This window comes from Acinetobacter sp. YH16053 (genome assembly GCF_013417035.1).
GTDB lineage: Bacteria > Pseudomonadota > Gammaproteobacteria > Pseudomonadales > Moraxellaceae > Acinetobacter > Acinetobacter towneri.
This window is the reverse complement of the sequence record NZ_VPEP01000001.1, coordinates 136,853-158,946: the sequence shown is the minus strand read 5'-3', so window position 1 is coordinate 158,946 and position 22,094 is coordinate 136,853. Positions and strand designations below refer to the sequence as shown.

At 41.9% G+C, this 22,094-nt stretch carries 22 protein-coding genes and 3 tRNA genes; 11 read left to right on the top strand and 14 right to left on the bottom strand.

The features are described 5' to 3' along the window. Positions 1–68: 68 nt before the first annotated feature. Genes FTV43_RS00780 through FTV43_RS00765 form a run of 4 tightly spaced genes read right to left on the bottom strand, consistent with a single transcriptional unit; the run spans position 69 to position 3,251 of the window. On the bottom strand, positions 69–758 hold the full coding sequence (locus tag FTV43_RS00780; RefSeq protein WP_179994657.1) for a Smr/MutS family protein: 690 nt from the start codon (positions 756–758) through the stop codon (positions 69–71). 16 nt (positions 759–774) lie between these two features. After that, on the bottom strand, positions 775–1,581 hold the full coding sequence (trpC, locus tag FTV43_RS00775; protein ID WP_179994656.1) for an indole-3-glycerol phosphate synthase TrpC: 807 nt from the start codon (positions 1,579–1,581) through the stop codon (positions 775–777). A gap of 21 nt (positions 1,582–1,602) precedes the next feature. Beyond that, on the bottom strand, positions 1,603–2,649 hold the full coding sequence (trpD, locus tag FTV43_RS00770) for an anthranilate phosphoribosyltransferase (RefSeq protein WP_096901041.1): 1,047 nt from the start codon (positions 2,647–2,649) through the stop codon (positions 1,603–1,605). Positions 2,650–2,666: 17 nt separating this feature from the next. Continuing rightward, on the bottom strand, positions 2,667–3,251 hold the full coding sequence (locus tag FTV43_RS00765) for an aminodeoxychorismate/anthranilate synthase component II (RefSeq protein WP_004971915.1): 585 nt from the start codon (positions 3,249–3,251) through the stop codon (positions 2,667–2,669). An 894-nt stretch (positions 3,252–4,145) separates the two neighbouring features. Between FTV43_RS00765 and glnA the strand changes: the two genes are divergently transcribed. The 4 genes from glnA (at position 4,146) to FTV43_RS00745 (ending at position 7,604) form a co-directional block, all read left to right on the top strand. Then, positions 4,146–5,561, top strand: coding sequence for a type I glutamate--ammonia ligase (glnA, locus tag FTV43_RS00760; RefSeq protein WP_179994655.1), 1,416 nt, complete (start codon positions 4,146–4,148; stop codon positions 5,559–5,561). A 207-nt stretch (positions 5,562–5,768) separates the two neighbouring features. Further along, positions 5,769–6,257, top strand: a complete 489-nt coding sequence (locus FTV43_RS00755) for a chorismate lyase (RefSeq protein ID WP_004971911.1) — start codon at positions 5,769–5,771, stop codon at positions 6,255–6,257. Positions 6,258–6,271: 14 nt separating this feature from the next. Then, the gene (gene ubiA / locus FTV43_RS00750) at positions 6,272–7,150 is read left to right on the top strand and encodes a 4-hydroxybenzoate octaprenyltransferase (protein WP_179994654.1); all 879 of its coding nucleotides are present in this window, start codon (positions 6,272–6,274) and stop codon (positions 7,148–7,150) included. Between the two features lie 196 nt (positions 7,151–7,346). Further along, positions 7,347–7,604: a hypothetical protein gene (locus FTV43_RS00745; protein WP_167845873.1), complete on the top strand. Its 258-nt coding sequence runs from the start codon at positions 7,347–7,349 to the stop codon at positions 7,602–7,604. Positions 7,605–7,620: 16 nt separating this feature from the next. On the opposite strand, the gene FTV43_RS00740 is transcribed toward FTV43_RS00745, so the two are convergent. The 7 genes from FTV43_RS00740 to FTV43_RS00710 form a co-directional block, all read right to left on the bottom strand. After that, entirely contained in the window at positions 7,621–8,064 is a 444-nt protein-coding gene (locus tag FTV43_RS00740) for a DUF2726 domain-containing protein (protein WP_179994653.1), read from the bottom strand. A 78-nt stretch (positions 8,065–8,142) separates the two neighbouring features. Then, positions 8,143–8,218, bottom strand: a tRNA-Asn gene (locus tag FTV43_RS00735). Between the two features lie 117 nt (positions 8,219–8,335). Then, on the bottom strand, positions 8,336–8,638 hold the full coding sequence (locus FTV43_RS00730; RefSeq protein ID WP_004971899.1) for a hypothetical protein: 303 nt from the start codon (positions 8,636–8,638) through the stop codon (positions 8,336–8,338). A 217-nt stretch (positions 8,639–8,855) separates the two neighbouring features. Further along, positions 8,856–8,931: transfer RNA gene (locus FTV43_RS00725), tRNA-Asn, on the bottom strand. A gap of 6 nt (positions 8,932–8,937) precedes the next feature. Further along, positions 8,938–9,013 (bottom strand) — tRNA-Asn (locus FTV43_RS00720). Positions 9,014–9,159: 146 nt separating this feature from the next. Beyond that, positions 9,160–9,786, bottom strand: a complete 627-nt coding sequence (locus tag FTV43_RS00715) for a superoxide dismutase (RefSeq protein WP_026438302.1) — start codon at positions 9,784–9,786, stop codon at positions 9,160–9,162. A 181-nt stretch (positions 9,787–9,967) separates the two neighbouring features. After that, positions 9,968–10,726, bottom strand: a complete 759-nt coding sequence (locus FTV43_RS00710; RefSeq protein ID WP_004971895.1) for a Nif3-like dinuclear metal center hexameric protein — start codon at positions 10,724–10,726, stop codon at positions 9,968–9,970. A gap of 167 nt (positions 10,727–10,893) precedes the next feature. On the opposite strand from FTV43_RS00710, the gene FTV43_RS00705 reads away from it, so the two are divergent. Further along, positions 10,894–12,072, top strand: coding sequence for a trypsin-like peptidase domain-containing protein (locus FTV43_RS00705; protein WP_179994652.1), 1,179 nt, complete (start codon positions 10,894–10,896; stop codon positions 12,070–12,072). A gap of 350 nt (positions 12,073–12,422) precedes the next feature. On the opposite strand, the gene FTV43_RS00700 is transcribed toward FTV43_RS00705, so the two are convergent. From FTV43_RS00700 to FTV43_RS00690, 3 genes are all read right to left on the bottom strand, one after another. Continuing rightward, positions 12,423–13,409: a Tim44 domain-containing protein gene (locus tag FTV43_RS00700; protein ID WP_004971891.1), complete on the bottom strand. Its 987-nt coding sequence runs from the start codon at positions 13,407–13,409 to the stop codon at positions 12,423–12,425. A 115-nt stretch (positions 13,410–13,524) separates the two neighbouring features. Further along, positions 13,525–14,916 carry a DNA repair protein RadA gene (gene radA, locus FTV43_RS00695; protein ID WP_104853204.1) on the bottom strand — a complete coding sequence of 464 codons (1,392 nt, stop codon included), beginning with the start codon at positions 14,914–14,916 and terminating at the stop codon, positions 13,525–13,527. A 424-nt stretch (positions 14,917–15,340) separates the two neighbouring features. Then, positions 15,341–16,696, bottom strand: a complete 1,356-nt coding sequence (locus FTV43_RS00690) for a sodium:alanine symporter family protein (RefSeq protein ID WP_179994651.1) — start codon at positions 16,694–16,696, stop codon at positions 15,341–15,343. A gap of 359 nt (positions 16,697–17,055) precedes the next feature. On the opposite strand from FTV43_RS00690, the gene FTV43_RS00685 reads away from it, so the two are divergent. From FTV43_RS00685 to FTV43_RS00660, 6 genes are all read left to right on the top strand, one after another. Beyond that, entirely contained in the window at positions 17,056–17,295 is a 240-nt protein-coding gene (locus FTV43_RS00685; RefSeq protein WP_179994650.1) for a lipoprotein, read from the top strand. A 25-nt stretch (positions 17,296–17,320) separates the two neighbouring features. Continuing rightward, positions 17,321–18,565, top strand: coding sequence for a diaminopimelate decarboxylase (gene lysA / locus FTV43_RS00680; protein WP_179994649.1), 1,245 nt, complete (start codon positions 17,321–17,323; stop codon positions 18,563–18,565). Between the two features lie 12 nt (positions 18,566–18,577). Beyond that, complete coding sequence (gene dapF, locus FTV43_RS00675) at positions 18,578–19,423, top strand: diaminopimelate epimerase (RefSeq protein WP_179994648.1); 846 nt, start codon at positions 18,578–18,580, stop codon at positions 19,421–19,423. 131 nt (positions 19,424–19,554) lie between these two features. After that, complete coding sequence (locus FTV43_RS00670) at positions 19,555–20,193, top strand: alpha/beta fold hydrolase (RefSeq protein ID WP_179994647.1); 639 nt, start codon at positions 19,555–19,557, stop codon at positions 20,191–20,193. Next, the gene (xerA, locus tag FTV43_RS00665; RefSeq protein ID WP_179994646.1) at positions 20,193–21,107 is read left to right on the top strand and encodes a site-specific tyrosine recombinase/integron integrase; all 915 of its coding nucleotides are present in this window, start codon (positions 20,193–20,195) and stop codon (positions 21,105–21,107) included. Before FTV43_RS00670 ends, xerA begins: the two co-directional genes overlap by 1 nt. 282 nt (positions 21,108–21,389) lie before the next feature. Continuing rightward, a complete protein-coding gene (locus tag FTV43_RS00660; RefSeq protein ID WP_004971871.1) occupies positions 21,390–21,761 on the top strand; it encodes a hypothetical protein in 372 nt (123 codons plus the stop codon). The last annotated feature ends 333 nt before the right edge of the window (positions 21,762–22,094 follow it).

Below are 22,094 nucleotides of genomic sequence, written 5' to 3'. Positions count from 1 at the left end.
TGATATTGAACAAGGACGGCATTGTAACAGAAAACTATTGCAATGCCCTGTTTAAAAGATGAATCCGATTACTGTTTAAACTTTGGGTTCTTTTCACTGCGTTTAAGCAACACTAAAACCGCACCAGTACCACCTTGTTTTTCAGGCGCACTGACAAAAGCCAAAACATCTCGATGCTGACGCAGCCAACCGTTCACATAGGTTTTTAAAATGGCTTCAGGGCCTTTACCATGTACAATTTTAATCAAGTTCTGGTTTTCATCTTTGGCCATTTGAATGATTTGCAGCACTGCAACTCGTGCTTCTTCTACGGTACAGCCATGTAAATCTACAGCTTCAAACCAGCGTAAGTTACCTGCTTTTAAATCTTCAAAGACTTTATGTTGCAGGGTTGCGATCCGATAACTCAATGCAGCTTGACTGCCAACTGGATTCAGCATGGCTTGTGTATCGGACAGCAAAGTTTCATCTGTTTCCATTGGTCCCATCGCTGCAGCACGTTTGGCCAGCGTTTGGGCATCTGGTTTTTTCTTGGCAGTGTGTTCGATTTTTGCAATATTGCCTGCGTCCATTTTTTGAACGCCTTGCATTTGCTGACGAAACAATGCGAGATCATCTTCCTGTTGTTGCTCAGGCGTCTGAACTTTGGGTTCAGACGGCTTGGCAATGCTTGAAGTATGAGGCTGAGTGATTTGCTTTTTAAAAGATTTTAGTAAATTGTACTGTTCTTTAGAAAGCGAAGAATCATGTTTACTCATGGTATTTCAAATTGGATTATAGATTTTCAGGCCGACCAAACAGTGCCGTAAAGGCATGGTCAGGACGTGCTTGTTTCATAAAACTTTCACCGACCAAGAAACTGTGAATCTCATGGTCTTGCATCATGCGGACATCTTCTGGTGTGGCGATACCACTTTCAGTGACCAATAAACGCGCAGGCGGCAACAAGTTTTTTAAACGCAATGAGGTATTTAAATCGACTTCAAAGGTTTTTAAATTTCGGTTATTGACCCCTAAAATACAACGCTCTGAAAGATTTAAAGCACGTTCCAATTCAGTTTCATCATGCACTTCAACCAACACATCTAAGTGATGTTCAAAAGCCGTTTCCGACATTTCTTCCAACTGTTGGTCAGATAGGCAAGACACAATCAATAACACACAGTCTGCGTGTAGGGCACGTGCTTCTACCACACCATACGGATCAATCAAGAAATCTTTACGCAGAGCAGGCAAGTTACAGTGTGAACGGGCAATCTGAATATTTTCATCTGCACCCTGAAAGAAATCGACATCAGTCAGCACAGATAAACAGGCTGCGCCTGCGGCTTCATATTGCTGTGCAATTTCGGCAGGGTCAAAGTTTTCACGAATAATGCCTTTAGATGGTGATGCTTTTTTAATTTCCGCAATCACCGCTGGGCGTTTGTTATGCAAGGCTTGTGCAAAGCCACGTGCAGGTGTTGCTGCACGTGCCAATTGTTCTAGGTCTGCATAACTGCGTTGTTTTAAACGCTCGGCAAACTCTTCTTTTTTACGTTCTACAATTTTACCTAAAATGGTATTGCTAATATCCACCATGATGCACCTTCCTGATTTGCTTTATGCTTCGTACTGTTTGAGCGTTTTGGTAAATTCAGACAACACGCCCATTTTTTCCAAAGCTTGTCCACCATAAATAATGTCATGTGCCAAAGCGACACCTTGTTTGTAGCTTGTAGTTAGACCCGAAACATAGATACCCGCACCCGCATTGAGTGCAATCATATTGGCCGCTTTTTCGCCTTTGTCTGATTTGTTTTTGCCTAAAGCATCTTTAATCAAACTCAAGCTTTCAGCAGAGTTTTCTACAATCAGTCCTGTTAAAGTTTGAGATTCAATTCCCACGCTTTCAGGGGTAAGTTCCCATTCGGTAATTTCACCATCTTTGAGTTCTGCAACATAAGTGCTCGAAGCAAGGCTAATTTCATCTAAACCATCTTTAGAATGCACCACCATGACATGCTCAGCACCGAGCTGTTTCATCACTTCTGCAATCGGGCGGCATAATTCATTGCTAAACACCCCAATGACAAAACGCTTTACACCCGCAGGGTTAGTCAATGGCCCAAGCAAGTTGAAAATACTGCGAATACCCAACTCTTTACGCGGGGTAACCGCATATTTCATGGCTTTGTGATGATTCGGTGCAAACAAGAAACCTACGCCCATTTCACGAATACAGCGTTCAGTTTGTTGCATGTTTAAATCAAGATTAATGCCTGCTTGCTCAAGCAAGTCTGATGAACCTGATTTTGTTGAAACCCCACGGTTACCGTGTTTGGCAATGGTTGCACCTGCAGCTGCAATCACAAAAGCAGAAGCGGTAGATACGTTAAATAGGTTTTGACCATCGCCACCTGTACCAACAATGTCTACGAGAAAAGGAATATCGCTGACATCAATTTTGATGGCAAATTCACGCATTACACGTGCAGCAGCAGTAATTTCATCAATGCTTTCGCCTTTTAAGCGTAAGCCCATCATCAATGCACCAATTTGAGCGTCTGTTGCTTCGCCCGACATAATCGCGCGCATCACATCTTCCATTTGAGGCTGAGTCAGGTGAATTTGTTTTGTAATATGGTTGAGTGCTTGTTGAATATTCATGTGATTTGACTCGCTCATTATGCGTAAATTTCCAAAAAGTTTTTAAAGATTTGATGACCGTGTTGGCTCAGGATCGATTCGGGGTGAAATTGCACGCCTTCAACAGGCAAAGTTTTGTGCTTCACGCCCATAATTTCTTCCATCGAACCATCTGCTTCTTTGGTCCAGCATGTCACTTCCAGACAATCTGGCAAGGTTGCTTGATCAATCACCAAAGAGTGGTAACGGGTTGCAGAAAATGGTGAAGGCAGATTGCTAAAAATACCTGTGTTGCTGTGGTACATATCCGATAAACGACCATGCATCACGGTTTTAGCGCGCACAATGTTTCCACCAAAGGCTTGTCCGATACTTTGGTGTCCTAAACACACACCCAGTAACGGAATTTTGCCTGCAAAATGCTGAATTGCAGGAATAGAAATCCCTGCTTCAGATGGAGAACAAGGGCCTGGGCCAATCACCAAATACTTGGGTTGCCATCGCTCAATATCTTCTAATGTCACGGCATCATTACGAACGACTTTTACTTCCTGATTTAACTCGCCAAAATACTGGACGATGTTGTAGGTAAAAGAGTCATAGTTGTCGATCATTAAAAGCATGAGCTAACCTATTGAAAATTGAACACTTTAAGTGCTAAAGAGTCTGAGATAATTTGCTTTATTCCTGCGCCTATAACGAGAAAGGACTTTATTTTTCTTGTCGAAAAGAAGGTGGAATAAGGAAGCGCTTATCATCATAGCAAAAAATAAGCATTTTCTGCGGACTATTTATATGATAATCGCTGTTAAGGATTATCAGCAGAGTGCTGCATTGAGTTTTTTTCAATGTGAATTCAGTGGTATTCAATCTTTTAAGAAAATAAACGAAAGCAATTTTCTAGGAAATCAAAAAATGTTCATCGGGCTGTCATAGACAGGCTACAAACTATATGACTGTACCGATAAGATTGTTGTTGCGCTAAAAAGTTGCATCTCCTATGCGTAAAAATTAAAAGGCTAAGCCAACTAAAACTTTAAAAACGTCAAAGAAAATATTGATGCTTGCTATGCTGTTTTTACGTGGATGTCGCTTAGAAATTAGGTGGGTTTATAATTTTTAAAGTATGTTGTTATTTTAGCTGAATAAAATAACAACATTTGCAGCACGCAATTTATTAGATAGAGCAATCATTATATAGATCAGAACAATTACTGCCGCGAATTGAGCGAGTTTGGCTGGTGTTTTTAGTGGCACAGTTGCAGAAGCTTACAAAAAATGCACTAAAATAGTGCTTTGTTTTGGCGTTTTTTATCAAAACAAATGAACAGTGTTTGAATATGGTGCAATTCGTATTTCTGACAGTATAATAGCGTCAAAGTAAATTATTTAAATGATGTGTTCTCATACGGAATTCATGGTTTTAGCATTGCTTTTAAAAGTTGGTACGCTAATTGCTTAATAACTACCAACTACTAACACGCACTTTCGAGTGCAACAAAAAACATCGGAGCAAAATGAGCATGGCGAACAAGGTCCTTCAACTCATCCAAGAAAGTGGTGCAAAATGGGTCGATTTCCGCTTTACAGATACTAAGGGTAAAGAGCAGCACGTAACTTATCCTGCAGACAGTATCGATGAAGATACCTTTGAAGACGGTAAAATGTTTGATGGTTCTTCAATTGCTGGCTGGAAAGGAATCGAAGCATCAGACATGATCTTACGCCCAGATGCTGCAACTGGTTTCATTGACCCGTTCTTTGCTGAGCCAACAGTGGTTGTGACTTGTGATGTTATCGAACCATCTACAGGTCAAGGCTATGATCGCGATCCACGCTCTATTGCTCGCCGTGCTGAAGAATATTTAAAATCGACAGGTATTGGTGACACGGCTTTCTTTGGTCCTGAACCAGAATTCTTCGTATTTGACGAAGTAAAATGGGACATCGATATGTCTGGCGCGCGCCATACATTAATCGCAGAAGAAGCAGCATGGTCTACAGGTAAAGACTATGAAGCTGGTAACTCAGGTCACCGTCCACGTGTGAAAGGCGGTTATTTCCCAGTACCACCAGTAGATTCTTCTCAAGATATGCGTGCAGATATGTGTGCAAAAATTGAAGAAATCATGGGGCCTGGTCGTGTAGAAGTACATCACCATGAAGTTGCATCTTGCCAGTTAGAAATTGGTGTGAGCTTCAATACTATGGTGCGTAAGGCTGACGAAGTGCAACAGTTCAAATATGCAGTTTGGAACGTTGCGCATCAATATGCAAAAACTGCAACCTTTATGCCTAAACCAATGGTAGGCGATAACGGTTCAGGTATGCACGTACACATGTCTATCTCTAAAGATGGCAAAAACTTATTCGCAGGCGATGAATACGCAGGTTTGTCAGAAATGGCGTTGTACTTCATTGGCGGTATTATCAAACATGCCCGCTCTTTGAACGCGTTGACTAACCCATCGACCAACTCATATAAGCGTTTAGTACCGCACTTTGAAGCACCAATTATGTTGGCTTACTCAGCGCGTAACCGTTCTGCATCTATTCGTATTCCTTACGTGTCTAGCCCGAAAGGCAAACGTATTGAAGCGCGTTTCCCTGATCCAATGATGAACCCGTACTTAGGTTTTGCGGCATTGTTGATGGCGGGTCTTGACGGTATTCAAAACAAGATTCACCCAGGTGAAGCTGCAGATAAAAACTTGTATGACCTTCCGCCTGAAGAAGAAGCAAAAATCCCAACTGTGGCACACAACCTAGAAATGGCGCTTGATGCTTTGAAAGAAGATCACGACTATTTATTAAAAGGTGGTGTATTCACCAAAGACATGCTTGATGCTTATATCGAATTGAAAACTGAAGATGTACGTCGTTTGAACACGACGACTCACCCAGTTGAATTTGATATGTACTACAGCTTGTAATACATCAAAAATCTTAAATTTGAAAAACCCGCTTCGGCGGGTTTTTTGTTTTAGATGGTGCAATCATGGTTTTGAATTGGCATGGATTTTATCAAAATATAAGAATTCGCTTAATTTTTTTGGATAATTGCAGGGAATTGCGCCATCGGTCACAAAACTTTGCCTAAATTTGGGCTACACTAGGCTATCTTGTTAAGGTGGCGGAACATGCGAACACAGCCTATTTTTCCCAAGCAGGCAAATCTGCCTTCTGAATTAAAAACATGGCTATATGCAGCAGGTTCTTTGACCCAACAACTGACTCAGCTCGCAGGCGGACAATTTAAAGTTGAACCACTGCAGCAATCTTTTCAGCGTTTAAATTTACAAGATGCCCAGTGGATGCAAATGCCACATTGGCACACTTCATGGGTGCGTGAAAGCTATTTATATGGGTGTGATGAACAGCCATGGGTCAAAGCCAAAAGTATTTTTCCGATTCTAAGTTTGCAAAGCAAAGCCCGTTTATTTCAGCATATTGGCAATAAACCCATTGGCTGGTTTTTATTTCAGCGTACCAATCCGTTGTGTCAAAGGCGTGTGGTTTTGCTCGATGAAGGCTGGACACGGCAGAGTTGCTATACTTGGCATGGCTGTAAATTTATTGTGCAAGAAACTTTTTTACCCCGTTTTGAGCAATTTATTCAACAACATTAAGATACGAGATTGGTATGGCATTGGCACAGCAGATCACGTGGCGTGAGCGTTTAGAAGCATATTATTATTTGTGTCGTTTCGATAAACCGATTGGCACAGAACTGGTGTTTTGGCCAACCATTTGGGCCTTGTGGATTGCTAATCAGGGCATGCCGTCTATCGGGATATTAATCCCTATGATTCTGGGCACAATTTTTATGCGCGCTGCAGGCTGTGCCATTAATGACTTTGCTGACCGTAAGGTAGATGGTCATGTAGAGCGTACCAAAACACGTCCTTTAGCCACGGGTGTGATTAGTGCCAAAGAAGCCATTTATGTATTCTTAGGTTTGGTTGCACTAAGCGCAGCCATGTTGTTGTTCTTACCGATTGAAACTTTTTATTGGTCATTTGGGGCATTATTTTTAGCGTTTATTTATCCATTTATGAAACGCTACACTCATTTACCGCAAGTGTTCTTGGGAGCGGCATTTTCATGGTCTATCCCTATGGCTTATACCGCTGTAGGTGCAACGCCTGATCTTACTTGTTGGTTATTGTATTTTGGCAATTTGGCGTGGACTGTGGCTTATGACACTCAATATGCAATTACAGACCGTGAATATGATTTGAAAATTGGGGTGAAATCTACCGCAATTTTATTTGGTCGCTATGACATTCAAATTATTTCATTGTTGCAAGCGGGCAGTGTACTTTTGATTGGTACGGCATTGTGGTTAGAAAATTTATTGATTCCGTTTGGTTTAGCGGCATTACTGGTTGTGGTTGCAGACTTTATATACCAATGGAGTAAAACCAAAGATAAAGACCCGCAACGCTGTTTTTGGGCATTTCGTCATAACCGTTGGGTAGGGCTGATTATTTTTTCAGGAATCGTATTGGCTTTAATGTAAATATTTCTGTGCGATAAAAAACTGAGCAAAGCATCTGATGGTAGTTTGGTCAGGTGCTTTTTTATTCGATCGCTGATCAATTTTTGCTGTTAAAAATTAAACTGAGCATTAGAGCGTGCGTACTTATGCACAAAGCACAATCAGCATTATTCTGATATATTGAGCCTCATTTTGAAGTTTGAATTAGGAATAGATGATGTCACAGTCTGAACAGCAAGCACCTGCAAAAAAGCCAAGCCTAAAAAAGATGATTTTCTTGGCAAGCTTAGGTTTGTTGATTCCTATTTTCTTGGTTAGCATGGCATTTTTAGCAGTTAATAGTGATGCTAAAAATCAGGAAAAATATAAACAACAACAGGCAGAAATTATTGCGCGTATTGAAGCGCGTGAAGCTGCAGCACAGCAAGCGAAGCAGGCGGGTCAGACACAAGCTGCTTCAGAAGCTACACCTTAATATCGAGTTGATGATTTCAACTCAAATCTGATTGTAGTTGTCTGATACTTGGAATCTCGGTGTATCGGACAACGCGATAACCTGCCTCGTGAAACATTGCATCCCGTTCTGCATCTTCCTGTTCTTTGCCAATATGTGAGGGGTCATCTAACTCTATAATTGCAATGACCTGCATTTCTGCATTTAAGATCACAAAATCAGTCACTTTACGATTAAACAGCGCACGAATTTTATAGTGGTTGTTGGTGATTAATGCGCTAAACGCCACTTGTGCCAAGATGTGATACTCAGGAAAAGCTTGTTTTAAACGCATAAACATTCTGTGTTCAAAAGCAGTCATCATCGGTTTAGGATAAAAGTTTTTCTTGGGGAAAAATAATTGCTTAAAAATTAAGATAAACAGGGCAAGGCTAGCCAAGCTGCCAATAAGCAAGAAAGTCGATTGACTGGATTCAAACATAGATGATGCGGTGTCGTTAGACCCTAAACAGCAGGAATAAAAAACCCACGTCATAATGCGTGGGTTTTTTAAGAATTTTGGCTCTCCCACCTGGGCTCGAACCAGGGACCTGCGGATTAACAGTCCGTCGCTCTACCGACTGAGCTATGGGAGAATCTGACACGCATTCTATGTGGGTATCTGTTTTTGGTCAAGCTGGAATTGAAAAAAAACCGTAATTATAGATTAACTGCTTTAAAAATAATCATCTAGCTTTGTTTTAACGCAGTTTTTAGAGTGCTTGAATGGCTTTTATATAATCTTCGCGTGTCTGTGGTGGGTTGGTTTTACGACATAAGTTAATTAATTGCAGCATCTCTTGCTGAGTCATTTCTGTTTTCACTTGGCTTTGAATTTGTTTTAAGGTGGCTTGTTGTTGTGCGTTCAGATCACGACTGCATTGATACAGACGTTCATACATGAGTGTCGCAGCAGTTTTATTGCTTTCAGATTTTTGCGTACATTGAAAAATTGCAAAAATCACCACAATCAGAATTGTCCAAAAAATCAGGGATTTTAACCAAGGCGCTTGCATGGGCTTTCAAGTTTTATTGTTGTTGATGAACCTAAGTTAGCGAAAAAATAGAGTCATCACAAGAGGGGATAGCCCGATCTTCACTGTATGGTTTTAATTTTGATTTAAGGGGAGAGTGAGGCCTGTTCCATTCGTTTAGAACATCATATCCACTATAAAAACAATAAAAATTGCAAAAAAAAATCCCACGTCATACTGCGTGGGATTTTTAGAATCTTGGCTCTCCCACCTGGGCTCGAACCAGGGACCTGCGGATTAACAGTCCGTCGCTCTACCGACTGAGCTATGGGAGAATAGATTGGCTCTCCAACCTGGGCTCGAACCAGGGACCTGCGGATTAACAGTCCGTCGCTCTACCGACTGAGCTATTGGAGAATCTGTGGGGCATTTTAGGGATGAAAGTTTAAGTCGTCAACACGTTCATCATCAGAAATGTATTGTTTGCTTTATAAATATTCATTTCATCTGCAAAAATAAAAAAACTGCCCATAAAGAGCAGTTTTTCTACAGAAAAATAGAAATTATTTTTCTACACCAGCATCTTGACCTGCGTATTTCGCATTTGCGTAATCCCAGTTTACAAGGCTTTCTAAGAAAGTTTTGATGTAAACAGGACGTGCATTACGGAAGTCGATGTAGTAAGCGTGTTCCCAAACGTCAATCGTCAATACTGCAACTTTGCCGTGCGCCATTGGTGTGTCAGCATTTGAAGTTTTCATAATAGAAAGTTTGCCATTCACTTCGTCAGCTACTAACCAAGCCCAACCTGAACCGAATTGAGTGGTTGCTGCAGCAGCAAATTCTTCAGCAAATTTTTCGTAAGAACCGAAAGCTTCATCAATTTTAGCAGCCAAAGCACCAGTAGCTTTACCACCACCGTTTTTCGCCATACAGTTCCAGTAGAACGTGTGGTTCCAAACTTGCGCTGCGTTGTTGAATACACCAGCTTTAGCTGCATCGCCTGCAGTTGCTTTGATGATTTCGTCTAAAGTTTTACCTTCAAGCTCCGTACCCGCGATCAAGTTGTTCAGGTTCACAACATAAGTGTTGTGGTGTTTGTCGTGGTGGAATTCTAAAGTTTCTTTGCTGATGTGTGGAGCAAGATCTTCGTAACCGTATGGTAAAGCCGGTAAAGTAATGGTTGTCATGTTTTCAATTCCTTGCATTTTGCTGGGTTTTAACATTAAGTGGCTCTATTGTAATAGATTTCGAGATCAAATTGCGCATTAGGTATAAATAACCATACAGAATAAGACTCGAATGTATACATCTAAAGACTATGTTAAACACAGATGTCATTTGAGTGAAATCGTTGGGTGAAACGGTGTATTAAATTGGGTTATTTAATTCAAAATAACTATACTCAATATTAAACTGTTCTGAAATAGCTTTTGCGAGTCGTTGTACACCATAGCGCTCAGTCGCGTGATGTCCGCAGGCATAATAATGCACGCCTAGTTCTTTGGCTTCATAATAGGTGCGTTCACTGACTTCGCCCGAAATAAAGGCATCACAACCTTGTTCTGCCGCTTTGCCAATAAAATCTTGTGCTGCACCCGTGCAGAACCCTACTTTTTGAATCTGACTTTTTTCGGCAGGAAGATGAATGGTTTTAAAGCCTAAACGCGCTGTGAGATAGTCACGAAATTCGGTTGCGCTCATGGCTTGCTTTAAAAAACCAATATTACCAATAGGATGACGTTCACTCGGGTCTAGGGCTTGCAAATTTTCTAATGCCAAACATTCAGCAATGGCAGCATTATTGCCTAGACTTGGGTGTGAATCGAGCGGTAAGTGATAACCCACCAAAGAAATATCATGCTGGATTAAACTTTTGATGCGTTTACCGCGCATGCCTGTAATTGGGTAAGGTTCGCCTTTCCAAAAATAGCCATGATGTACCAACAGTAAGTCTGCATTTTGGGCAATAGCAGCATCAATAGCCTCTTGAGAGGCAGTCACTGCACATAAAATTTTTTGAACTTCAGACTTACCTTCAATTTGTAAACCGTTGGGCGCGTAATCTTTAAATTCATGTGTATTTAAAGTTTGATCACACCATTGAATAATTTCTTTTAGCTGCGCCATAACTTTCTCAAATTGCTCATATTTAGCCAATATCAAAACATATTTTGTATTGTAACTAAAGCAAGACAAAACTCTTGGGCTTTTTTATGTTTCTATTTGTGTTTCGTTTTACAATAGCTCATTCAATGACTTAATCATCAAAAAAAATTTACTTAGAGGTACAAAACGTGCGCCGGACCTTTACCTGGTTACCTTGGGTGTTACTCATTCTGGTTATTATTGGCTTTGTGACTTGGCAACAACTGCAAAAACCGAAAGCGCCTGTGGCTGCCGATGGGGTCAAAATGCCTGCCGAGAAAGTTGAACCATTAATTGATACAACACGGACAGGTGGGGTGGTGTCGTATAGCGCTGCGGTTAAAGTGGCAGCGCCTGCGGTGGTAAATATTTTTACCACACAAAAAGTGAAACAAATGGATCATCCATTGTTAAATGACCCTGCATTTCGTGAATTTTTTGGCAATCAGTTACCCGATCAATTTAAGCAAGGCCCAAATGAAAACAGTTTGGGGTCTGGGGTCATTGTTCGTCCAGATGGTTATATTTTAACGAATAATCATGTGATCGCGCAGGCTGAACAAATTGTCGTGGCTTTGCACGATGGACGCCGTGCGGTTGCAAAAGTTGTTGGAACTGACCCAGACACAGACTTAGCGGTCATTAAAATTGATCTAGAAAAACTGCCTGTATTGCCATTTAAACTGAGTGGCAATGAAGTGGGCGATGTCGTACTTGCGATTGGTAACCCATTTGGTGTGGGACAAACCGTGACTCAAGGGATTATTTCTGCGACAGGACGTTCTGACTTGGGTATTAATACCTATGAAGATTTCATTCAAACCGATGCAGCAATTAATCCAGGTAACTCAGGTGGTGCATTGATTGATGTGGCAGGGAATTTGATTGGGGTAAATACGGCAATTTTCTCGCAATCAGGTGGTTCATTGGGCATCGGCTTTGCAATTCCTGCACAAGTCTGTCAGCAGGTTTTAAACTCGATTTTAAAAGATGGACGTGTGATTCGTGGTTGGTTAGGTATTAGTTTGTTGCCTGTGCAACAAGACAATATTTTAGAACCTGCACAAGGCGGTGTAGTGGTTGCTGATGTACTGCGCGGTGGCCCTGCAGCAGAAGCAGGTTTAAAACGTGGTGACAAAATTTTAAAAGTGAATGATGAAGCGATTACTTCAACCTCGCATTTAATTAATTATGTTGCTGCACAAGCACCGCATACGACGGTGACTGTTTCAGTTGAACGTGGTGAAGAAGCCTTAGATTTGGAAGTCGCAGTCGGTGAGCGCAAAGTTCAAAATACCGATAAGCAATTTATTCCATTGCCTGAATAATAGATTTAACAGTAACAATTTAGCCTTGCCCGTTTGCAGGGCTTTTTTGTTGGCTAAGTAAATGGAGATCGACTGGAAATAACCAAAGTAATACGGATAACGTGATTTGATTTATCTCTGGGTAGATACAAAGAGAAGGTGGGCTAAATAAACTGTATTGATGAATGATGATACTTTTTGATAGATCTAATCAATCGAGGGTTTGGTTTTGTGTGGCAAGTGTGGATGTATTCGGTGTTGATGTCTTAGAAGATTTAAACGTGCTGTTTAAACATGATGGGTCTCAACTTAGATAAAGAAAGGCATAAAAAACAGCAACCGAAGTCGCTGTTTTTCTAGATCCATTGAAATTATTGCTCTTGCTGAATACCTGCCACTAACCAGTCTTGATTAGAGCCTGCAGGTTTTACAAAGTGCCAAATTTCTGTAAATGGTTGCGGTAAGCTGTTCAGGTCTTCGCTGACTGTACCTGTAAAGCGTACACTTATGACATATTGACCATTTTCAGTTGCAGAATCGACCACCATGGCATTCAAGTTAGAAAACTCTGCTACATCTTGGTCTTGGTTTGCCATAATGTCCTGATACATCGACTGATATAAATCAGGAGTTAAATAACGCTGAATTTCTGCGATATTACTGGCTGTGTTCATAGACTGAATATGGTTAAAACGCTGACGCGCTACACGTAAAAAGGTTGCAGGCTCTGAACCATCAGGCAATTGATTGCCACTGTTGGTATAAGCTGCACCAAATGGCGCGTTATTATTGGCAGCTTGACCAAAAGGCGCTTGGGTAGAAGCGGCAGAACCCCCAACAGATTGACCAAAAATATTGGTATTGTCGTTACGTGGCGCTGCAGCAGGTGGTGTTTGCGCAAACGGTGCCTGATTGGCACCGCTATTTGGCGCATACGGATTAGGCGTTAGTTTTTTTTTTGCGCCCATCTTACGGAAAATGAAGAAGGCAACAGCAGCAGCGAGTAAAATCCAAATCCAGCTTGGAATACCGCCTTTTTCCTCTTGCGCTTCGGCAGCACTTGCAGCTTGATCATCGGCCAAGGCATTGGCAGCAACCGCACCAATTGCCGCACCTGCAACACCTGCAGCAACCATACCACCTACGCCTGGACCAGATTTTTGCTGTGCTGGTGCAGTTGTTGGTTGTTGTGCTGGCGTTGTTTGACGAGGTTGTTGGTAAGACTGAGTTGGAGCAGCCGAACGACTCATGCCATGGCTTTTACCGCCACCTGCACGTTTTGCTTCTGCTGCTAACGGAGCTACCAATAAAGTCGCTGTGAGCATTGCTGCGATCAAACCACGCTGTCGAACTTCCATCAAATTTTCCTATATTAAAATAAAGTTAAGCTGTGTATTTATGCAGGCATTTGCTGCGAATTTCAATATAAATATGATATTTTTTCTTGAAACTGAAAAAATATCATCCAAGGATTTAACCTAAGTTTTCACTTAAATTCATGGCTTCAGTTAAGGCTTCATGCAAACGCGCCACCGCAATAATTTGCACACCTGCAATGGCTTTTTGTGGGGCATTGCCACGCGGCACAATAATATATTTAAATCCGTGTTTAATAGCTTCTTTTAAGCGTTCCTGACCATTTGGTACTGGGCGGATTTCACCCGATAAACCGACCTCACCAAATACTGCCAATTGTTGTGGCAGGGCTTTGCCACGCAAGCTAGAAGCACAGGCAAGTAGTACAGCAAGGTCTGAACCTGTTTCGGTAATTTTTAAGCCGCCGACCACATTCACATACACATCTTGCCCTGAAGTTTGTACGCCGCCATGCCGATGCATCACCGCCAATAGCATATTCAGACGGTTTTGTTCCAGACCTAAAGCCACACGTCTAGGCTGACCATGTGCATCATCCACCAAAGCTTGTACTTCAACTAAAAGTGGTCGCGTTCCTTCGCGGCTAATCATGACAATAGAACCTGGAATTGCCTCATCATAACGGCTCAAAAATATCGCAGATGGATTGGCAACCTCGCGTAAGCCTTTATCGGTCATGCCAAAAACGCCCAGTTCATTCACTGCACCGAAACGGTTTTTGACTGCTCGAATCATACGGTAGCGTGAGTCTGACTGTCCTTCAAAATACAAGACGCAATCGACCATGTGTTCAAGGACGCGCGGCCCCGCTAAAGCCCCTTCTTTGGTCACATGACCGACAATAAACAGCGCAGTGCCACTATTTTTAGCAAAACGAGTCAGCAAGGCAGCTGATTCACGAATTTGTGAAACACCACCTGGAGCAGACTGCAACGTTTCGGTATATAAAGTTTGAATCGAGTCCAGAATGGCTACCGCAGGGCGTTCATGCGCCAAAACTTCACAAATCCGTTCGACACAGGTTTCTGCCATGACTTTCAGTTGATCGGTGGGTAAGTCTAAGCGTTGAGCGCGTAACGCCACTTGCGAAAGAGATTCCTCACCTGTGATATATAAAGCGGTGTTATTGGCAGCCGCCATGTGAGTCGCAGTTTGTAGCAAAATGGTCGATTTCCCGATACCAGGATCTCCACCAATCAGTACCACAGAGCCCGTAACCAAACCGCCACCCAAAACACGGTCAAATTCCCCAATGCCTGTTGTTAAACGGGTTTCGTGCGATACAGACACTTTATTAAGCGTGGTAATGGCGGCCGCTTGTCCTGCATAGCCACCGCCCATTTTAGGTTGGGCACGATGCGTCACCGCAGGGGCAATACTGACCTCATGAAGTGAGTTCCATTCCCCACATTCTGAACATTGACCTGCCCATTTAGGATGATCTGCACCACATTGTTCACAGCGATAGACACTTTTTACTTTTGCCATAACCCAGTCATTGCATCAATTAAAAACTGACTACAGCATACAGAGGAATGTTCGCGAAATGAATGTTATCTGGATTTTTCATGGAAAATCATACAACCACGTGGGTGATTGTATGATTTATGATTTGAACGGAATAATTCAATGAATTGGGTTTATTTAGGGTTTGTTGACATTTCATAAATGGCTTGCGCTGTAGGCTAAAACTGAGCAGATTAGGCATGAAACGCAGGGAATAGCGAGACTATTGCCAAGTTTCATAACGCAATCTGAGAAAGTTTTAGCCACAGCCTTTCAGGGCAAGCATATTTTTTGCTGCTATTGCGTTATGCGCCAGTCATTTAGAATGACTAAATCTCCTGTCCCATGCCTTATATCAGCTAAAAAATATGCGTTGCCGCAAACATAGACGAATTGTCAACAGACCCTAATACAACTCGCCAGACTTGCGCTTCGCAATAAAGTCTTTGGATTCTTTGGCAATCACACCAGACAGTAACAACAAGGCAATTAAGTTTGGTACAGCCATTAAACCATTAAAGGTATCGGCAAATAACCAGACTAAATCTAGGGTGGCGATGGTGCCAATGAACACTGAAGCAATATAAATTAAGCGGTAAATCAACACGTATTTTTCGCCGAATAAATAAGTACAGCATTTTTCACCATAATAGCTCCAACCGAGAATGGTGGAATAGGCGAAGAAGATGATCCCGAAAGTGACGACCCAACCACCAAAGCCTGGCAATAACTGGTCAAAAACCTGTGTGGTGAGTACTGCACCTGTTGCACCGCCAAAACTATTGTCGGCCATAATAAAGCCCATGACCAAAACAATACCTGTAATGCTACAAACAATAATGGTGTCAATAAATGTACCTGTCATAGACACTAAGCCTTGACGGGCAGGGTGGTCGGTCTTGGCAGCGGCAGCGGCAATTGGCGCAGAACCCATACCTGCTTCATTCGAGAACACGCCACGTGCCACACCGTAACGAATCACGGCACCAATTGCACCACCTGCAACGGCTTCACCAGTAAAGGCATCACGTAAAATCAGTTCAAATGCAGGAACAACGAGGTGCAGATTGTTTAAAATAATAATCAGGCCGCCTGCGACATACAGAATGGCCATAATCGGAACAATCACCGAAGATGCTTTGGAAATCGAGCTAATTCCGCCCAAAATCACCAATGCAGAAAATACGGTAATTACCACGCCAGTAATCCAAGTTTCTACACCTAAGCTATTTTCAACTGCTAAAGCTACGGTGTTGGATTGTACTGAACTACCAATTCCAAACGAGGCGACTGTGCCAAAAAAGGCAAAGATAATCGCGAGCCATTTCCATTTTAGTCCGCGTTCAATGTAGTACATTGGGCCGCCTGACATTTGCCCTTTTTCGTTTTTAATACGGTATTTAACCGCCAAAACACCTTCACCATATTTGGTCGCCATACCAAACAGGGCAGTCATCCACATCCAAAACACTGCACCCGGGCCACCGAGGACGCAAGCCGTTGCAACACCTGCAATATTTCCCGTTCCAATGGTGGCAGAGAGTGCAGTCATGAGTGATGCGAAATGTGAAATATCACCCTGCTCTTTTTGAGCTTTGTCGTGTTTGCAAAAGACTTGTTTAAAAGCCAGTGGCAGCATACGGAATTGCCAAAACAATAAGCGAAAGGTGAGGAAAACGCCCGTTCCCACAATGAGAACTAGCATGTATGGACCCCAGACCCAACCGCTTAAGGTTTCCATCATCGATTGTAAATTTTGCATAAATTTCTTCTTATAAACGCAGTGTATAAATGCTTAGTTTGTGACTGTAGTTGAACAGTTGTAAAAATTAAGCAAGTGATATGCCAGTCTTTAAAACTTCCTGTTAAAAGAACTTGGTTTTAAGCACGTTATATTTTTTGCATAGTTTTTAGATTTTGACAATTGATGCCTTGAAATAAAATTGACTTTATCTGTGTCAGAAGTCGCAATTTTTCAGACCTGATAAGGTCAATCTATGCCAGCAGAATAGTAAGTAAGCTAGAATTTTTACTAAGCTCAATATAATCTCTCTGCATTAGCACTTTGGTCGCGGCAGTGATCGCGTTATACTTCATCGAAAATATTTTATAGGTGGTCAGATGCGTACCGTCATTTGCTGCATGAGTGTTTTGCTTACAACAGTGGTTTTGGTCGGTTGTGGTCAGTCAGGTACATTACAGTTACCCAATGACCCAAATTACGACAAACGCGCAAAATATTTGTTATATCCAGATGCTGCGCCTAAACGTGCAACGCAATTGGCAACATCGTCAGACACAGCCGTACCTGTGCAACAGCAGTTTGCTGCACCTGCTGCCTCTACATCGACTACACCTTAACGCTTTCTAGATAAAGGATACATTCATGAGTTTTACCCGCATTCAAGGGGTTTTGCACGCCGAGCAATGTTCGCTACAACAACTCGCACAGCAATTTGGCACACCACTCTATGTTTATTCAAAAGCGACTTTTGAAAAGCATTATTTAGATATGGATCGTGCTTTCCACTTTATCGATCATCAAATTTGTTTTGCGGTAAAGTCAAACTCGAATCTTGCGGTATTGAATGTATTGGCTAAGTTGGGTGCAGGTTTTGATATTGTGACAGGCGGTGAATTGGCGCGTGTTCTCAAAGCAGGTGGTGATGCATCGAAAATTGTTTTTTCAGGTTTAGGTAAAACTGAAGCCGATATTCAAAAAGCGTTGGAAGTTGGGATTGCCTGCTTTAACGTAGAATCGCATGCAGAATTAGACCGTATTCAAAAAGTTGCGGCAAGCATGAATGTCAAAGCACCAATTTCATTACGGGTTAACCCAGATGTCGATGCCAAAACCCATCCTTATATTTCTACAGGCTTAAAAGAAAACAAGTTCGGGATTCCGTCTGATTCGGTATATAGCACTTATGAATATGCGGCTTCTTTAGCAAACTTAGATATCGTTGGAATTGACTGTCACATCGGTTCACAATTGACCGAAACACAACCGTTTGTAGATGCTTTAGATCGCGTAATTGTGATGATTGATACCTTAAAAAAAATGGGTATTCAGCTCAAACACATTGATATTGGCGGTGGTTTAGGGGTGACTTATAAAGATGAAACCCCACCAACAGTTGAAGAATATGCCAATGCTTTGCGTCCCGCTTTAGAAAAGTTAGGTCTTAAAGTGTATATGGAACCGGGGCGTAGTATTTCTGCAAATGCGGGCGTGCTGCTAACGAAAGTTGATTTGCTCAAACCAACCAATCATCGTAACTTTGCGATTGTTGACGCTGCCATGAATGACTTAATCCGTCCTGCATTATATGAAGCGTGGATGGACATTCAGCCCGTCACCCCGCGTACGGATGTTGAAACGCTAGAGTGGGATGTGGTTGGTGCAATTTGTGAAACAGGTGATTTCTTGGGTAAAGAACGTCAGCTTGCGATCAAAGAGAATGATGTTTTGGCAGTGATGGGTGCGGGCGCATACGGTTTTGTGATGAGCTCTAACTACAACAGCCGTGGCCGTGCAGCCGAAGTCATGGTCGATGCAGATCAAGCACATTTAATTCGTGAACGTGAAAGCATTGAATCGTTGTGGGAAAGAGAGCGTTTATTGCCATAAGGGGAATTCGAGATGTTATTAGAATTTACCAAAATGCATGGTTTGGGCAACGATTTCATGGTGGTTGATCTCATCAGCCAACGTGCTTATTTGGATGCATTGACCATTCAGCGCCTTGCAGACCGCCACTTTGGGGTTGGCTTTGACCAACTCCTGATTGTGGAACCGCCCGATTTGCCGAATGTCGATTTTAAATATCGCATTTTCAATGCCGATGGTTCTGAAGTGGAGCAGTGCGGCAATGGTGTGCGTTGTTTTGCGCGTTTTGTGCATGAGCGTCAGCTTACGACCAAAACCAAAATCAAGGTGCAAACTAAGGCAGGCATTGTAGAGCCTGAATTGGGGCAAAACGGTTGGGTGCGGGTGAATATGGGCTATCCAAAATTCTTGCCGCATGAGATTCCATTCATTGCCGATGAGCCTGATAATTTATACGACATCGCGCTGAAAGATGGTGCTGTATTGACCATTGATGTGGTGAACATGGGCAATCCGCATGCTGTGACCATTGTGCCCGATGTATTGACTGCCGATGTGGCAGGAATTGGCCCACAAGTGGAATCACATGAGCGTTTCCCGCAGCGTGTCAATGCAGGTTTTATGCAAATCATTGACGAAAAACATGCACGTTTGCGTGTGTTTGAACGTGGCGTGGGAGAAACCTTGGCTTGTGGTACCGGTGCATGTGCTGCAGCCGTTTCGGGTATGCGTCGTGGCTTATTGTCTAATTCAGTTGAAATTGAACTGGCAGGTGGTAAGTTGCAAATCGAATGGTGTGAAGGTGATGTGGTGTGGATGACAGGGCCAACTGCTAACGTCTATCATGGTCGTTTGGATTTAAATTATTTTCAGGGTTGATGCTACGTTCTAACATGAGCAGCCCTTATCTTACTTAGAAGCACTATTCAAAACGAATGGTGCTTTTTTGTATCTTGTGGCACGGATCAGGTATGCTGTACCGAACGTCATTCTAAAAATTTCTACTCATTATGCCGCAACTGATTTTTTTACCTGGCGCTTCAGGCGATACCGCATTTTTTCATCCTCTAATCGAAAAGATTGAAAAGCTGCCGTGGCAGAGTGCTGTAAAAATTGTGGCTTATCCTAAATTTAATCATCAACCTGCACACTCACAGGTACATGATTTTGCAAGTTTGCAGGCTTATGTGTTGGCGAATATCCCAGATGATTGCATTATCATTGCACAGTCGATGGGCGGTATTTTTGCAGTTGCTGCCGCGTTGCAATATCCAGAAAAAGTGAAAGGATTAGTATTGGCTGCAACATCAGGTGGCATGGATTTAAGTGGTTTTCAGGTGCAAGATTGGCGACAAGACTATCTAGCAAGTGATTCAAATTATCCTGACTGGTTTGTAGAGGCAAAGGCCGATTACACGGTAGACTTTGCTAAAATCAACATGCCTATTTTGTTGTTATGGGGTGATCAAGACCCGATAAGTCCACTGGCGGTAGGTGAGTTTTTACAACAACAATTTCCACAAGCCGTATTAAAAATTGTGCATGATGGTGATCATTTGTTTTTAGAAACACATGCAGATCAGGCGGCTGAACATATTGCTGCTTATTTATCTCAGTTTGCCGCATTTCAGCAATCGGAGCGTGACTAATGTACGATCCGCAGCAACTATTAAAGATGTGGCTCAAAGAGCGTGAAATACAACAGCAGTCACCACATACATTAAAAGCCTACGCGCGCGATTTAAATGATTTTTTTAACTTTTGTGAGCAACAACAACTTGCCTTATATGATGTAGAAGCTGCAGATTTGCGCCATTATTTAGCGCAAAAAGTAGAACAGCAACAATTAAATAGCAGCAGTTTGCAGCGCATGTTGTCAGCGATTCGTCAGTTTATGAAATGGGCAGAGCATGGACAATATTTACAATTTAATCCAATTGATAATTTTCAGTTAAAACGTCAGCCACGACCTTTGCCCGGTTTGATTGATATTGAAACGATTCATCAAATTTTGGATCAGCCTGAACCTGAAACTGAAGTACAACAACAAATGTGGCGACGCGATAAAGCGATTTTAGAATTGCTCTATTCGAGTGGTTTGCGCCTAGCAGAGGTACAAAGTTTACGTATCCGCGATTTAGATTTTAACCGTCAATTGCTGCGCATTACGGGTAAAGGCAATAAAACCCGGATTGTGCCTTTTGGTCGCAAAGCCAAAGATGCGGTGATGCAATGGCTGCAGATTTACCCTTTATGGCAGGGCGATTTTGTACCCGATGCAGCATTGTTTATTACTCAAAAAGGTGAACCTTTAAAAGCACGCCAAATTGAAAATCGGGTGAAGTTTCAGGCGCAGCGTGCGGGCGTTAATGTCGATTTGCATCCGCACTTATTGCGACATTGTTTTGCAAGTCACATGCTGTCGAATAGTGGGGATATACGTGCAGTCCAAGAAATGCTTGGGCATAGCAATTTAAGCACCACGCAAATTTATACCCATGTCGATTTTGATCAGTTAGCGCGAGTTTATGATCAGGCACATCCACGTGCGAGTAAAAAGTAAAGCTTTACCTAAAGTCGGCATTATTTTTGCAAGTTAAAATATAGCTATTTCATACTGCAAATATTTTTCTCACAGTCAGTTGTAAAGCCTTTGTGCTGTACTTAATACTTTAAGTAAAAGCGCTTTCACCAAGATGTCATTGCAACTATTGTAGAATAATAAAAAAGTGCGTTATGCAGTATAAAGAAGCAGAAAGAGTGGGTCACACGAATAATAGACATGGATGACATTATTTTTTGTTCCACTGCATAACACTTTGGATATCAAATGATAGGCAAAACCATGATTTCGAATCTTCAAGAAAAATATGAACAATTAAGCCCAAGCCAAAAAGAAATTTTTGCAGGTTATGGCTTGCGTCAAGTGAAACATTTTGTCGAAATAAGCTTGCCGATGATCGAGCAAGAACTACCTGCCGATTGTTTAGTGCAGGGTATTAATGCCGAAGGTAAAATGCAGGCGATTCATCCGCAAACGCAACAAAGCTATTTATGGATTTCAGATCAGCAGTGGCAAGCACGCTCATCCGCTGGTAGTAAAATAGATGTAAAAGAAGATTTTATTGCAGTTTGGGAAATTTTTAATTTACAGGCCTATGAGTTGATAGATTTAAGTCATATCCACCGTGACTTTTTAGAAACTCAGCAAGTTTAAGCTGAGTTTTTTTTATGCCCTTTATCAGGGAGGTGGCGTGGTGAAAGCGCATAAATATCCATCAAAATAAAACAGATTGTTTATTTCATACCCAATAAACTGCTGAATACAGTTTTGTGAACCAGCAGTCACATTTTAAAAGAGCATTTATATCTGAAAAAATACTGCAAAAAATAAAGTTTTCTATCTTTAATGACAGTCAGATTATGGGGTTTTATGTAAGGAACTTTGCTTAAATTGTAGGCGGAACTCAATTTGAATTGCATTTCAATCAATCTTGTTGATGAGGGAAATAAATAAAAAACATAATATAAATCAAAGCTTAAAATTGCT